Raw genomic sequence first — 12606 nt, 5'->3', positions numbered from 1 at the left:
TTCAGCCCTGCCATTTTTCACCCGGCACGATGATCAGCGAGAAGTACGGCGACGACTGCGGGTCGACCTGGTCCAGCGGCACGATTTTCTGGTTGGCCATGGTCGCCCGCTCCACATACAGCGCGCGCCCGTCCAGGCCCAGTTCGGCCAGCACTTCGCGCACCTTGGGGAAGTTGCGGCCAAGCTTCATGATCACTGCCGCATCGGCGTCGGCCAGGCGACGCTTGAGCTCTGCGGCCGGCAACACGCCAGACAGCACCGACAGGCTCTGGTTGCGGTACACCAGCGGCGCGCCCAGTACCGAGGCGCCACCGAGCATCGAGCAGACGCCGGGGATTACTTCGGCCTCGTAGCGCTGCGCCAGGCGATCGTGCAGGTACATGTAGGAGCCGTAGAAGAACGGGTCGCCTTCGCAGATCACCGCCACGTCGCGGCCGGCATCCAGATGCTCGGCCACCTGCATGCTGGCCTCGTCGTAGAAGTCGCTGATCACCTGTTCATAGGACAGCGGCGCTGGCAGCGCTTCGGTGGTTACCGGGTAGACCAGCGGCAGCAAGGTCTGCTCGGGCTGCAGGTGCGCCTCGATGATGCCGAAGGCATTGCCACGCTTGCCCTTGGCCACGAAGTAGCCGACCACCGGCGCTTCACGTAGCAGACGCAGGGCCTTGAGGGTAATCAGTTCAGGGTCGCCAGGGCCCACGCCCAGGCCCAGCAGACGTCCACGCGGCGCCATCATTCCACCTCCGTGGCCAGGGCGTTGACCGCGGCGGCGGCCATCGCACTGCCGCCAAGGCGGCCCTGCATGATCACGAACGGCACGCCACGGCTGTCGGCGGCGAGCATCGCCTTGGACTCGGCGGCACCGACGAAACCGACCGGGAAGCCGAGGATCAGTGCCGGTTTCGGGGCGCCGGCGTCGAGCATTTCCAGCAGGTAGAACAGCGCGGTAGGGGCGTTGCCGATCACCACCACACTGCCTTCCAGATACGGCCGCCACAGCTCCAGGGCCACGGCGGAACGGGTGTTGCCTGCGTCTTTGGCCAGGCCCGGTACGCTCGGGTCGCGCAGGGTGCAGATGACCTTGTTGTCGGCGGGCAGGCGGGCACGGGTGATGCCTTCGGCGACCATGTGCGCATCGCACAGGATCGGCGCGCCGTTCAGCAGCGCCTGGCGCCCGGCCCGGCCGGCACCTTCGGAGAACTGCAGGCCATCGATGGCGTCGACCATGCCACAGGCGTGAATCACGCGCACGGCGAGCTTTTCGAGGTCTGCGGGGATCCGCTCGAGTCGGGCTTCCTCGCGGATGATCCGGAAGGAGTTGCGATAGATCTCCTGACCATCGCGGATGTAGTCAATCATCAAGGTGCTCCGTCGGCAGGTCGAGCATGGCGCCTGCTTCATTCAAGGTAAGGTCGGTGGCGCGCAGGGCACCGAAGCCCGGCTGGCGCGCATCACGCAGGTACAGGTCGTAACGGCCCGGCGCGCGGGCCAGCAGGGTGGCCGGGGCCACATGGGCCACGGCACAGGATCGGGGGCAACCGGACAAGTGCACGCTGCCGGGCACGCCTGGGCCGAGCAGCGCCGCGAGGGTGACGGCATCGGCCTTGGTCTCGCCCAGGGCCTTGGCACAACCGCTGGCGCCGGTGCAGGCGCTGATGCGCGCCAGTGGCTCATGGTCGTGGCAGAGCAGGCCCAGCGTGGACAACTCGGCCTGGGCGTGGTCGACGTGCTGCGCTTGCAGGTTGGTCAGCACCAGGCTTTGCCAGGGGCTCAGGCGCAGGCTGCCATCGCCCCGTTCACGGGCAATATGCGCGGCGCCGCGCAGCATGGCCGGGGTCAGGCGACCCTGCGGCGGGGCAACGCCCAAGGCCAGCCCTTGCGCCTGGGGCAGCACGCCCAGCCACGAGACGCTGCGCGGTTCACGGCGCCATGCGAGCACGGCGGGATCGCGGCGGATAGCCAGGCCGAGCCCGTCGATGAAATCGGTTGTCGAGCACACCTCGAGCAACTGGCGCATGCGCGACTGTGCCGGGGTGGCCAGGTCGAGGAAGCGCTCAAGCACCGCACGCACCAGTGCCAGGCCTTGTTCCGCCGGCACCGCACCGAGTACCTGGCCGTCTGCCGGGCAACCCGCCAGGCCAAACGCCAGCCAGGTCCGCTGCTCCAGGCGCAGGGCCGACAGCCACAGATCATGGGGGTGTTCGAGCATGGCCAGGTTTTCGCCGGCATCCAGCTGCACGGCGAACTTGGCCGACAACTGGTGAAAACGCGGGGTGCCTTCCAGCAGATCGAGGATCTGCCCGGCCAGCGGACGGGCGTCCAGCAGCATCGCCGGGTCATGCCCGGCCAGCGGGCTGAGCATCAGGTTGCGCACATCGTCACCGGCGGCATCACGCGGGCCCAGGCCGGCAGCGAGCAGCGTCTCGACCAGGCCGCGATGCTCGCTACCGATGCCGCGAATCTGCAGGTTGCCGCGGTTGGTGGCCTCGATCACGCCACCGGCGAAACGCTCGGCCGCCGCCGCCACCGCATCGGCCTGGTCGGCCAGCAGCAGGCCACCCGGCAGCTTGATGCGGCAGATACCGCCATCACGGGCACCGACGATGCGCCACAACCCCGGGCAGGCCGAGGGACGGGGCGATACATGGGGGGCATGGGCCTGGGTCAAAGGGGCGTCCGGCAATCTGTGAAAATGCGCTTGAGTGTAGAAGGCGCGGTATTATGCCTGCTTTGTCCGGCGGCATGAAAAGCCGGTGGTCGAGCATCATTCGGGTTTGAGCAGAAATTTTGGGGGCGCTGCGCACCCCATCGCGACACAAGGCCGCTCCCACAGGGATCACCACACCCTGTGGGAGCGGCCTTGTGTCGCGATGGGCTGCACAGCAGCCCCAGGGTCTGAAGAGGTATCCATGGCACCCTGGCTGACAGTAGTAGGTATCGGCGAAGACGGCTTCAGCGGCCTGGGCAAACAGGCCCGGCGCGCGCTGCTGGGCGCTGCGCGGATCTTCGGCAGCCCGCGCCAGCTGGCCTTGCTGCCACGCTGCGTGGCCGGCGAGCGGCTGGGCTGGCCAAGCCCGTTCTCGCTGGCCCCGGTGCTGGCCCTGCGCGGCGAGCCGGTGTGCGTGCTGGCCAGCGGCGACCCGATGTTCTACGGCGTCGGCGCCAGCCTGGCGCGGCAGTTGCCCGCCGCTGAAATGCGCGTGTTGTCGATGCCCTCCTCCTGCGCCCTGGCCGCTGCCCGCCTGGGCTGGCCGCTGCACGACGTGCAGGTGGTATCGCTGGTCGCTCGGCCCCTTGCAGCGCTCAATGCCCATCTGCACAGCGGCGTGCGCCTGCTGGTGCTGAGCAACGACGGCGATAGCCCGGCAGCAATTGCCACGCTGCTGCGCGAGCGGGGCTTCGGGCCAAGTCGCCTGCGGGTCTTCGAACACTTGGGTGGCGTCGACGAACGTGATTTGGCCGGCACTGCCCAGGACTGGCCGCACAACGACGTCGCCGCGCTCAACCTGGTAGCCATCGAGTGCCTGGCCGGTGCCGACGCCCCGCGCCTGCACCGGCTGGCCGGGTTGCCGGACAGCGCTTTCCGGCATGACGGCCAGCTGACCAAACGCGATGTCCGCGCCATCACCCTGGCGCGCCTGGCACCACAGCCCGGCGAGCTACTGTGGGACGTGGGCGCCGGCTGCGGCTCGATCGGCATCGAATGGATGCGCGCCCACCCGGCCTGCCGCGCCCTGGCCATCGAGGCCGACGAAGGCCGCCAGGGTTTCATCGAACACAACCGCGATGCGCTGGGTGTACCCGGCCTGCAGCTGGTCCGCGGCAAGGCACCGGCGGCGCTGGAAGGCCTGGAGCAACCGGATGCGATCTTCATCGGTGGCGGCGTCACCCGCGAAGGCGTGCTCGACCTGTGCTGGGCAAACCTGCGCCCCGGCGGCCGGCTGGTAGCCAACGCCGTGACCCTGCAAAGCGAACTGGCCCTGGCGCATTTCCGTGAACACCACGGCGGTGAGCTGACCCGCATCCACATCGCCCATGCCCAGCCATTGGGCGCCTTCGACACTTGGCGCCAGGCGCTGCCAATCACCTTGCTGGACGTGGTGAAACCCGCCGATGCGTGAAGAAACCCGCGAACAACCCGCCCCCCTGCGCAGCGGCCTGACCACCGGCAGCTGCGCCACCGCCACCAGCCTGGCGGCAGCACGCTTGCTGCTGGGCGGCGAGAGCAGCGACGCCGTCAGCATCACCCTGCCCAAGGGCAAGGTGGTGCAAATGCGCCTGGAGTTCTGCCGCCTCACCAGCGAAGGCGCCGAAGCGGGCACGCTCAAGGATGCCGGCGACGACCCGGACGTGACCCACGGCGCCCTGCTCTATAGCCAGGTGCGCCTGCTGGCCGAACCGGGCATTCACTTTGTCGCCGGCGCCGGCGTCGGCACCGTGACCCGCCCGGGGCTGGTGCTGGCGGTGGGTGAGCCGGCCATCAACCCGGTGCCACGGCGCATGATCCGCGAACACCTGCAACGCCTGGCGGACGAATGCAGCTACCTCGGCGGCTTCGAGGTCACGGTCAATGTACAGGGCGGCGAGCAACTGGCCTTGAAGACCATGAACCCGCGCCTGGGCATCCTGGGCGGGCTGTCGATCCTCGGTACCAGTGGCATCGTGCGGCCGTTCTCCTGCGCGGCCTACATCGCCTCGATCCACCAGGGCATCGACGTCGCCCACACCAACGGCTACACGCATATCGCCGCGTGCACCGGCAACGCCAGCGAAGACACCATGCGCCGGGTCTACGGCCTGCCGGAAATCGCCCTGATCGAAATGGGCGACTTCGTCGGTGCGGTGCTCAAGCACCTGCGCAAGGTGCCGGTGCCACGCCTGACCCTGTGCGGCGGCTTCGGCAAGATCAGCAAGCTGGCCGCCGGGCACATGGACCTGCACAGCCGTCACTCCAGCATCGACTTGCCGCAACTGGCCGGCTGGGCTGCGGACATCGGCGCCGACGAGGCGCTGCAGGCCGCGATCATTACTGCCAACACCAGCCAGCAGGCCCTGGCCCTGGCCCATGCAGCCGGCATCCCCCTGGGTGACGCGGTGTGCGCCCACGCCCTGGCCTTCGCCCGCAGCGTGGTGCCGGCGCAGGTGCAGGTGGAGGTGTTCGCCATCGACCGCCAGGGTGGCATCGTCGGCCGGGCGGGTGTGCAATGAACGGGCGCATCCTGCTGCTGGGCGGCGTCACTGAAGCCCTGGCCATCGCTCGCCGCCTGGGCCCACAGCACATCTACAGCCTGGCGGGCATCGGCCGGGTGCCGCAGGACCTGCAATGCCAGGTTCGGGTCGGTGGCTTTGGCGGCGCCGAGGGCCTGGCCAACTACCTGCACGAGGCGGGTATCACGTTGCTGATCGATGCCACCCATCCCTATGCCGCACAGATCAGCCGCAATGCCGCCAGCGCCGCACGCATGGCCGGCATTCCATGCTGGGCCTTGCGCCGCCCGGCCTGGCAGGCACAAGCGGGGGACGACTGGCGCGAGGTCGAGGACTGGGCAGGGTTGATCGAGGCGCTCAAGCCGTTTCGCAGGCCATTGTTCACGCTGGGGCGTGAGCCACTGCAACATCTGGAGGAGATACCGCCGGAGCAGTTCTGGACCTTGCGTGCGCTGGAGGCGTGCCCTGGCAATGACCGCTGTGAAGTGATTGGCGCGCGCGGGCCGTTCCATATTGAAGATGAACGCGCGTTGTTCCAGCGCCGCAGGATCGATGTGCTGATCAGCAAGAACAGCGGCAGCGTGGCGACCGAACCGAAGCTGGAGGTGGCGCGGGAGCTGGGGATACCCGTGCTGATCCTGAAGCGACCGGCTTTGCCGGATGTGGACCGGGCGTTCGACTCGCTAACCGACCTGGCTGCGACACTCGGCCTGCGCGGATAACAAATTCCGTAAGCGCACCGCAGATCCCTGTGGGAGCGGGTTTACCCGCGAAGAAATCAACGCGGTGCATGGCACCGGCTTCGCCGGTGTTCGCGGGTGAACCCGCTCCCACAGGGGACGCGGCAATTTTCATACATTTGCCTACGGCAGTTGCTCTTACAGCCATTTCGGACTTTTCTTTCAGACCATGAAGTGGCCAGGTGCCGCACGGCTGCCTTAAACTCGGCACTCCCCCCGGAAGGCGCTACCCATATGGAAATGCAATGGTGGATCTGGCTGGTGTTCGGTATCGCGCTGACCCTGCTCGAACTGGTCCTGCCAACGTTCTTCATTCTCTGGTTCGGCATCGGTGCCGTGCTGGTGTCGCTCATTTCGCTGGCCGCCCCCGGCCTGCAACTGGATATGCAGGTACTGCTGTGGGTACTGCTGTCGTCAGTCACCACGGCGCTGTGGTTCAAGCTGTTCCGGCGCAAGCAACCCGACGTGCGCTGGACCGCCGAGAGCGTGATCGGCGAAGTGGGGCTGCTGACCGCTGGCGTCTCGGAGTTTCAGAAAGGCCGCGTGCGCTTCCAGAAGCCGATCCTCGGCAACGAAGAATGGACCTGCATCGCCGACAGCGAGATCGCGGCCGGCGAGCGGGTGCGCCTGACCGCCATCGAAGGGAACACCGTCCGGGTCATCCGGGCCTGAATCCGCACTAAAAGGAATTTCGCACCATGACCAGTCTCATCGTCGTCGTCGCCATCGCCCTGTTCGTCCTGATCACCGTGTTCAAGGGGGTGCGCATCGTGCCCCAGGGCGAGGAATGGGTCGTCGAACGCCTGGGCCGCTACCAGAGCACGCTCAAGCCCGGCCTGAACATCGTCATCCCGTACATGGACGTGGTTGCCTACCGCCTGCCGACCAAGGACATCATCCTCGATGTGCAGCAGCAGGAAATCATCACCCGGGACAACGCGGTGATCGTCGCCAACGCCCTGTGCTTCGCCAAGGTGGTCGACCCGCAGAAGGCCTCCTATGGCGTACAGGACTTCTCCTTCGCCGTCACCAGCCTGACCATGACCTCGCTGCGCGCCATCGTCGGTGCCATGGACCTGGACGAAGCGCTGTCCAGCCGCGAGCAGATCAAGGCGCGCCTGCGCGAGGCGATGTCCGAGCAGACCGAAGACTGGGGCGTGACCGTACGCTCGGTGGAAATCCAGGACATCAAGCCCTCGGAGAACATGCAACTGGCCATGGAACGCCAGGCGGCTGCCGAGCGCGAGCGCAAGGCCGACGTGACCCGTGCCGAAGGGGCGAAGCAGGCGGCGATTCTCGAGGCAGAAGCACGCTTGCAGGCAGCCAGGCTGGATGCCGAGGCGCAGATCAGCCTGGCCGAAGCCTCGGCGCGGGCGATTTCGCTGGTCAAGGACGCGGTCGGCAACGAGACCGTGCCGGCGATGTACCTGCTGGGCGAGCGTTATGTGGGGGCGATGGAGAACCTGGCGGGCAGCAGCAATGCCAAGGTGGTGGTGTTGCCGGCGGACCTGCAGGAGACCGTGCGCGGGCTGATGGGCCGCAACAAGGCTTGAGATTGATTCAGCCCACTTCGCGGGCACGCCCGCGAAGCAGGCGACACCGCTTCAACTGCTGGCCTGCGTCACTTCACCGCACCCCGCCATTTTTACCTATACTCGGCCTTACAATACCCACCACGATTCCTGACCGGATCTCTCCATGCCCCCACGTCGGCACATTGCCTGGATAGCCTGCCTTGCAGTGCTGTTCAACCTGCTGGCCATGCCGCTGTCCTCTGCCGCGCCCAAGGGCCCGGCCGAGCAGCTGCTGTGGGGGGCCTTCTGTTCCAGCATGGCCAACAAGGCCAAGGCCGACGTCCAGGCCCTGGCCAAGATCGACCTCGGCACGCAAAGCGACGACAGCGCCAGCATGATGAATTGCTGGTGCTGCTCCGGTGCCGCGCCGCTGCTGGCCCTGCCCGGCTACCCGCCGCAGCTGCACAACCCGCCGTTACTGCTCGCCGGGCTGCTGCCGCCACCTGCCGACTACCACGCCACGCCGCGCCAACTCTGGCCGGCGCTCAACCCCCGTGCCTCTCCGCTGGCCTGAGTTCATCACGCTGTCTGCCTGAACCTGAACAGAAACGGAGATTCACCATGCTCAAGCACGCCCTCGTCCTGGCCGCCCTGCTGCTGCCCGGCGCCTTTGCCAATGCCCACGAATACAGCGTGGGTGACCTGCACATCGCCCACCCCTGGTCACTGCAGTTGCCCCCCAACGCGCCCAACGTCGCGGCGTATTTCGTGGTGCACAACAACGGCCAGGCCGACGACCGCCTGCTCAGCGTCGACAGCCCCATCAGCGATGACGCACAACTGCACGAGCATGCCATGAGCACCAGCGGCGCCATGAAGATGCAGCAGGTGCCCAGCGTGGTGGTGCCCGCCGGCAAGAACCTGATCTTCGCCCCCAGCGCCTACCATGTGATGCTGTTGCAGCCCAAGGACCGCAGCCTGCTCAGCGACGGCAAGCGTTTCCCGTTGACCCTGCACTTCGAAAAGGCCGGCAATATCACCGTCGATGTGGCCGTGCAGAAGCAGGCGCCGACGGACCAGCCGCAAGCCCACGAACACGCGCACTGATCACCTGCTGAAAGGCACTCGTCGTGAGCCTGCCGCGCAACAGCATCAGCCATACCACCCGCCCTGACCGCAGGCGCGCCGGTGGCGGATGGCTGAGCCTGTTCGCCATGTGGATGATCTTCATCGGCCCGCTGATTTCCCAGTCGATGCCGATGGACCACCACGCCGGCATGAGCATGCCGATGGACATGCCGATGGCGACTGCCCATCAGCATGGCGGCGACATCCATCACGGCCAGGCTGGCGATGGCCAGCTGCATGTGATGTGGGAAAAGTGCGGTTACTGCAGCCTGTTGTTCAACTGCCCGGCCCTGCCCCAGGCCCTCAGCCCGCTCAGCGCCGGCAGCGTCGTCCCCACCACCCACCTGTTTGCGCCCACGCGCCAGGGCCATGCCCGGCAGGCTGTATTCCCTGGCGCGCGCAGCCGCGCCCCACCTTCCTCGATCAACGTCTGAACCCACATTTTGCGCACGGAGCCAGGAGGCTTCGCGCTGACTCATGACTGATCGACTGGAATCATTATGTCCGGCTGCACCCCTGTTTTTGCCTTGTCCCTGCGTGGGACCATTGCCGCCGTGTGCGGCTCGCTGCTCGCGCCCGTGGCCCTGGCCGCCGACCCTGGCCATGAAGGCCATGCACACGACGCCCCCGAGCTGAGCCCGACGGTGATCACCGCCGTGGCCCCGAGCTCGCCGCTGACCGTGGTCACCAACCCGAAAGACCCGCGCCAGCCGGTGCCGGCCAGCGACGGCGCCGACTACCTGAAGACCATCCCCGGCTTCTCGGCCATCCGCGCCGGCGGCACCAACGGCGACCCGGTACTGCGCGGCATGTTCGGCTCACGCCTGAACATCCTCACCAATGGCGGCCTGATGCTGGGCGCCTGCCCCAACCGCATGGATGCCCCCACGTCGTATATTTCGCCGGAAACCTACGACCGCCTGACCGTGATCAAAGGCCCGCAAAGCGTGATCTGGGGCCCGGGCGGTTCGGCAGGCACCATCCTCTTCGAGCGCGAGCCGGAGAAGTTCGGCACCCTCGGCAGCCGGGTCAACGCCAGCCTGCTGGCCGGTTCCAACGGCCGCTTCGACAAGGTGCTGGACGCCGCCGCCGGCAACAACCTGGGCTACGCCCGTTTCGTCGGCAACCAGTCGCGCTCGGACGACTACCATGACGGCAGCGACAACACCGTGCCGTCACGCTGGGACAAATGGAACGGCGATGTCGCCCTCGGCTGGACGCCCGACCAGGACACCTTGCTGGAACTCACCGCCGGCAAGGGCGATGGCGAGGCCCGCTATGCCGGGCGCGGCATGGACGGCTCGCAGTTCAAGCGCGAAAGCCTGGGCCTGCGGTTTGAAAAGTCCAACCTCGGCGAGGTGCTCGACAAGGTCGAGGCGCAGGTCTACTACAACTACGCCGACCACGTGATGGACAACTACAGCCTGCGCACGCCTTCGGGCAGCGGCATGATGGGCATGCCGATGGTCAGCAACGTCGACCGCCGCACCATGGGCGCACGCATCAAGGCCACCTGGCGCTGGGCCGACGTGCAACTGATCGGCGGCATTGACGCGCAGACCAACGAACATCGCAAGCGCAGTGGCATGGGCGTGGACGCGCACAAGGGCAAGGCCTGGACCAAGGACGCCGACTTCCACAACTACGGTGCCTTCGGCGAACTGACCTGGTACGTCAGCGGTGAGGACCGGTTGATCAGCGGTGCCCGCCTGGACCGCGCCTCGGCCCGCGACTTCCGCGTGACCAGCGCCACCAACGGCAACACCCGCGCCGATACCCTGCCCAGCGGCTTCGTGCGCTACGAACACGACCTGGCGGCGCTACCGGCCACCACCTACATCGGCCTCGGTCATGTGCAACGCTTCCCTGACTACTGGGAGCTGTTCTCCGCAGGTGGCCCCTCGGGCTCGGTCAATGCCTTCGACAGCATCAAGCCGGAGAAGACCACCCAGCTCGACTTCGGTGTCCAGTACCGCGACGAACGCATGGAAGCCTGGGCGTCCGGCTACGTGGGGCAGATCCGCGACTACATCCTGTTCGATTACCTGGGGATGAGCTCCCGGGCCCGTAACATCGACGCCCGCATCATGGGCGGCGAACTGGGCGCGGCCTACCAGTTGACGGAAAACTGGAAGGCCGACGCCACGCTGGCCTACGCCTGGGGCAAGAACAGCAGCGATGGCACAGCGCTGCCGCAAATGCCGCCCCTGGAAAGCCGCCTGGGCCTGACCTACAGCCGTGATGTGTGGAGCGTCGGCGCACTGTGGCGGCTGGTGGCGGAACAGAACCGCATCGCCGAGAAACAGGGCAACGTGGTCGGCAAGGACTACGACAAGAGCGCAGGCTTCGGCGTGTTCTCGCTCAATGGCGCCTACAAGGTGAGCAACCACCTCAAGCTCAGCGCGGGGGTCGACAACCTGTTCGACAAGACCTACGCCGAGCACTTGAACCTGGCCGGGAACGCCGGGTTCGGCTACCCGGCAACCGATCCACAGCCGGTCAACGAGCCAGGCAGGACCTTCTGGACCAAGGTCGATTTCAGCTTCTGACAACAACAACGGGCGCGGCGCAGGTCGCGCCCATCTGCTGGTCAAACAGGAGGTTCCCATGAGAGGAACACGCATCAATTTCTACAACCTGGCCTGGCGTTGGCACTTCTATGCGGGGCTGTTCGCGGCCCCGTTCATGATCCTGCTGGCGATCACCGGGATCATCTACCTGTTCAAGCCGCAACTCGACCCACTGCTGTATCGCGAGCTGATGGTGGTCGAAGCCGGCCACCACCGACAGGGCGCGGACGCGCTGCTGGCCGAGGTGCGCAAGGCCTACCCCAAGGGCCACGTTGGCCAGTACCTGCCGCCGCTGGACGCCGAACGCAGCGCGCAATTCGTGGTGCATGACGCTGGGCGCGAACTGAACGTCTTCGTCGATCCCTACAGCGGCAAAGTCCTCGGCGAACAGGATGGCAAGCAGAACCTGCAGGCCATCGCCCGCGCCCTGCATGGCGAGCTGATGGTCGGCACGGTCGGCGACCGCCTGGTGGAGTTGGCCGCCGGCTGGGGCATCGTGCTGGTGGTGTCGGGGCTTTACTTGTGGTGGCCACGCGGGCGCAATGGTGCTGGCGTGCTGTGGCCGCGGCTGTCGGCACGCGGCCGACCGTTCTGGCGCGACCTGCATGCGGTCACCGGTTTCTGGGGCTCGGCCTTGTTGCTGCTGATGCTGGTCAGCGGCATGACCTGGACCGGGCTGTGGGGCAAGCAGTACGCCGACTTGTGGAACCGCTTTCCGGCGGCCATGTGGAACGACGTGCCCAAGTCGGACCGGCAGGCGGGTGAACTCAACAGCGCACACCGCCAGACCGTTCCCTGGGCGTTGGAAAACACGCCGATGCCGCAGTCCGCTGCACACGCCGAACATGCCGGGCACCACATGATGTCGAGCGCGCCGGCAGCGCCGCAGGTAAGCCTGCAGCAGGTCGAAGACATCGCTACCGCGCGCCAGGTCGAACCGGGCTACAGCATCACCCTGCCCACCTCGGCCGATGGCGTGTTCACCGTTGCCGTGTTCGCCGACGACCCGCGCAACGACGCCACCCTGCATGTCGACCAGTACACCGGCAAGGTCCTGGCCGATGTGCGCTGGCAGGACTACAGCCCGGTCGCCCGCGCCACCGAGCTGGGCGTGATGCTGCATGAAGGCAAGATGTTCGGGGCGTTCAACCAGATCATCATCCTGCTGGTGTGCCTGATGATCCTGCTGGGCTCGGTGAGCGGGCTGGTGATGTGGTGGAAGCGCAGGCCGGCCGGCGGGCTGGGCGTGCCGCCGCTGCGCCATGACCTGCCGCGCTGGAAGGCGGCGGTGGGGGTGATGCTGGTGCTGGGGTTGATGTTTCCGCTGGTGGGGGTGTCCATGGTGGTGATGTGGCTGGTGGATAGCCTGGTGGTCAGGCGCGGCCGGGTGCTGGCCAGCGCTTGAGCCTTGCTTTGTCTGTGCCGGCCCTTTCGCGGGTAAACCCG

Annotated in this window: 13 protein-coding genes; 10 read left to right on the top strand and 3 right to left on the bottom strand. The window is 67.0% G+C overall.

Annotation, left to right across the window (positions count from 1 at the left end):
- Position 1: 1 nt before the first annotated feature.
- The 3 genes from J5M71_RS01405 to cobG are packed head-to-tail and all read right to left on the bottom strand — an operon-like array spanning position 2 to position 2683.
- Positions 2-736, bottom strand: a complete 735-nt coding sequence (locus J5M71_RS01405) for a precorrin-2 C(20)-methyltransferase (RefSeq protein WP_207828881.1) — start codon at positions 734-736, stop codon at positions 2-4.
- Positions 733-1359, bottom strand: coding sequence for a precorrin-8X methylmutase (locus J5M71_RS01400; protein ID WP_207828879.1), 627 nt, complete (start codon positions 1357-1359; stop codon positions 733-735). Before J5M71_RS01400 ends, J5M71_RS01405 begins: the two co-directional genes overlap by 4 nt.
- Positions 1352-2683 carry a precorrin-3B synthase gene (cobG, locus tag J5M71_RS01395; protein WP_207828873.1) on the bottom strand — a complete coding sequence of 444 codons (1332 nt, stop codon included), beginning with the start codon at positions 2681-2683 and terminating at the stop codon, positions 1352-1354. The genes J5M71_RS01400 and cobG overlap by 8 nt, the downstream gene beginning before the upstream one ends.
- A 226-nt stretch (positions 2684-2909) precedes the next feature.
- Between cobG and cbiE the strand changes: the two genes are divergently transcribed.
- From cbiE to J5M71_RS01345, 10 genes are all read left to right on the top strand, one after another.
- Complete coding sequence (gene cbiE, locus J5M71_RS01390) at positions 2910-4121, top strand: precorrin-6y C5,15-methyltransferase (decarboxylating) subunit CbiE (protein ID WP_207828870.1); 1212 nt, start codon at positions 2910-2912, stop codon at positions 4119-4121.
- The gene (locus J5M71_RS01385) at positions 4114-5208 is read left to right on the top strand and encodes a cobalt-precorrin-5B (C(1))-methyltransferase (protein WP_207828868.1); all 1095 of its coding nucleotides are present in this window, start codon (positions 4114-4116) and stop codon (positions 5206-5208) included. The genes cbiE and J5M71_RS01385 overlap by 8 nt, the downstream gene beginning before the upstream one ends.
- Positions 5205-5930, top strand: a complete 726-nt coding sequence (locus J5M71_RS01380; RefSeq protein WP_207828853.1) for a cobalt-precorrin-6A reductase — start codon at positions 5205-5207, stop codon at positions 5928-5930. The genes J5M71_RS01385 and J5M71_RS01380 overlap by 4 nt, the downstream gene beginning before the upstream one ends.
- 252 nt (positions 5931-6182) lie before the next feature.
- Complete coding sequence (locus J5M71_RS01375) at positions 6183-6620, top strand: NfeD family protein (protein WP_207828850.1); 438 nt, start codon at positions 6183-6185, stop codon at positions 6618-6620.
- Positions 6621-6646: 26 nt separating this feature from the next.
- Complete coding sequence (locus J5M71_RS01370) at positions 6647-7501, top strand: SPFH domain-containing protein (RefSeq protein ID WP_013974384.1); 855 nt, start codon at positions 6647-6649, stop codon at positions 7499-7501.
- A 145-nt stretch (positions 7502-7646) separates the two neighbouring features.
- Entirely contained in the window at positions 7647-8036 is a 390-nt protein-coding gene (locus J5M71_RS01365) for a DUF2946 domain-containing protein (RefSeq protein WP_207828847.1), read from the top strand.
- 47 nt (positions 8037-8083) lie between these two features.
- Positions 8084-8569 carry a copper chaperone PCu(A)C gene (locus J5M71_RS01360; RefSeq protein ID WP_207828845.1) on the top strand — a complete coding sequence of 162 codons (486 nt, stop codon included), beginning with the start codon at positions 8084-8086 and terminating at the stop codon, positions 8567-8569.
- Positions 8570-8592: 23 nt separating this feature from the next.
- The gene (locus J5M71_RS01355) at positions 8593-9024 is read left to right on the top strand and encodes a DUF2946 domain-containing protein (RefSeq protein ID WP_207828835.1); all 432 of its coding nucleotides are present in this window, start codon (positions 8593-8595) and stop codon (positions 9022-9024) included.
- Positions 9025-9090: 66 nt separating this feature from the next.
- A complete protein-coding gene (locus tag J5M71_RS01350) occupies positions 9091-11139 on the top strand; it encodes a TonB-dependent copper receptor (RefSeq protein ID WP_207828832.1) in 2049 nt (682 codons plus the stop codon).
- A gap of 58 nt (positions 11140-11197) precedes the next feature.
- Entirely contained in the window at positions 11198-12565 is a 1368-nt protein-coding gene (locus tag J5M71_RS01345; RefSeq protein WP_207828822.1) for a PepSY domain-containing protein, read from the top strand.
- Positions 12566-12606: the final 41 nt, after the last annotated feature.

Origin of the sequence: Pseudomonas sp. 43(2021), from assembly GCF_017490805.1 — a bacterium.
Taxonomy (GTDB): Bacteria; Pseudomonadota; Gammaproteobacteria; order Pseudomonadales; family Pseudomonadaceae; genus Aquipseudomonas.
The sequence above is the reverse complement of the archived record's forward strand: the minus strand, read 5'-3'. Positions and strand labels throughout refer to the sequence as shown.

Bases quoted from the DNA above. Each gene is read 5' to 3' on its own strand.
- J5M71_RS01370 (WP_013974384.1), top strand. From the start codon at position 6,647: ATGACCAGTCTCATCGTCGTCGTCGCCATCGCCCTGTTCGTCCTGATC.
- J5M71_RS01360 (WP_207828845.1), top strand. From the start codon at position 8,084: ATGCTCAAGCACGCCCTCGTCCTGGCCGCCCTGCTGCTGCCCGGCGCC.
- J5M71_RS01385 (WP_207828868.1), top strand. From the start codon at position 4,114: ATGCGTGAAGAAACCCGCGAACAACCCGCCCCCCTGCGCAGCGGCCTG.
- J5M71_RS01345 (WP_207828822.1), top strand. From the start codon at position 11,198: ATGAGAGGAACACGCATCAATTTCTACAACCTGGCCTGGCGTTGGCAC.
- J5M71_RS01400 (WP_207828879.1), bottom strand. From the start codon at position 1,359: ATGATTGACTACATCCGCGATGGTCAGGAGATCTATCGCAACTCCTTC.
- J5M71_RS01365 (WP_207828847.1), top strand. From the start codon at position 7,647: ATGCCCCCACGTCGGCACATTGCCTGGATAGCCTGCCTTGCAGTGCTG.
- J5M71_RS01375 (WP_207828850.1), top strand. From the start codon at position 6,183: ATGGAAATGCAATGGTGGATCTGGCTGGTGTTCGGTATCGCGCTGACC.
- J5M71_RS01405 (WP_207828881.1), bottom strand. From the start codon at position 736: ATGATGGCGCCGCGTGGACGTCTGCTGGGCCTGGGCGTGGGCCCTGGC.
- cbiE (WP_207828870.1), top strand. From the start codon at position 2,910: ATGGCACCCTGGCTGACAGTAGTAGGTATCGGCGAAGACGGCTTCAGC.
- J5M71_RS01350 (WP_207828832.1), top strand. From the start codon at position 9,091: ATGTCCGGCTGCACCCCTGTTTTTGCCTTGTCCCTGCGTGGGACCATT.
- J5M71_RS01380 (WP_207828853.1), top strand. From the start codon at position 5,205: ATGAACGGGCGCATCCTGCTGCTGGGCGGCGTCACTGAAGCCCTGGCC.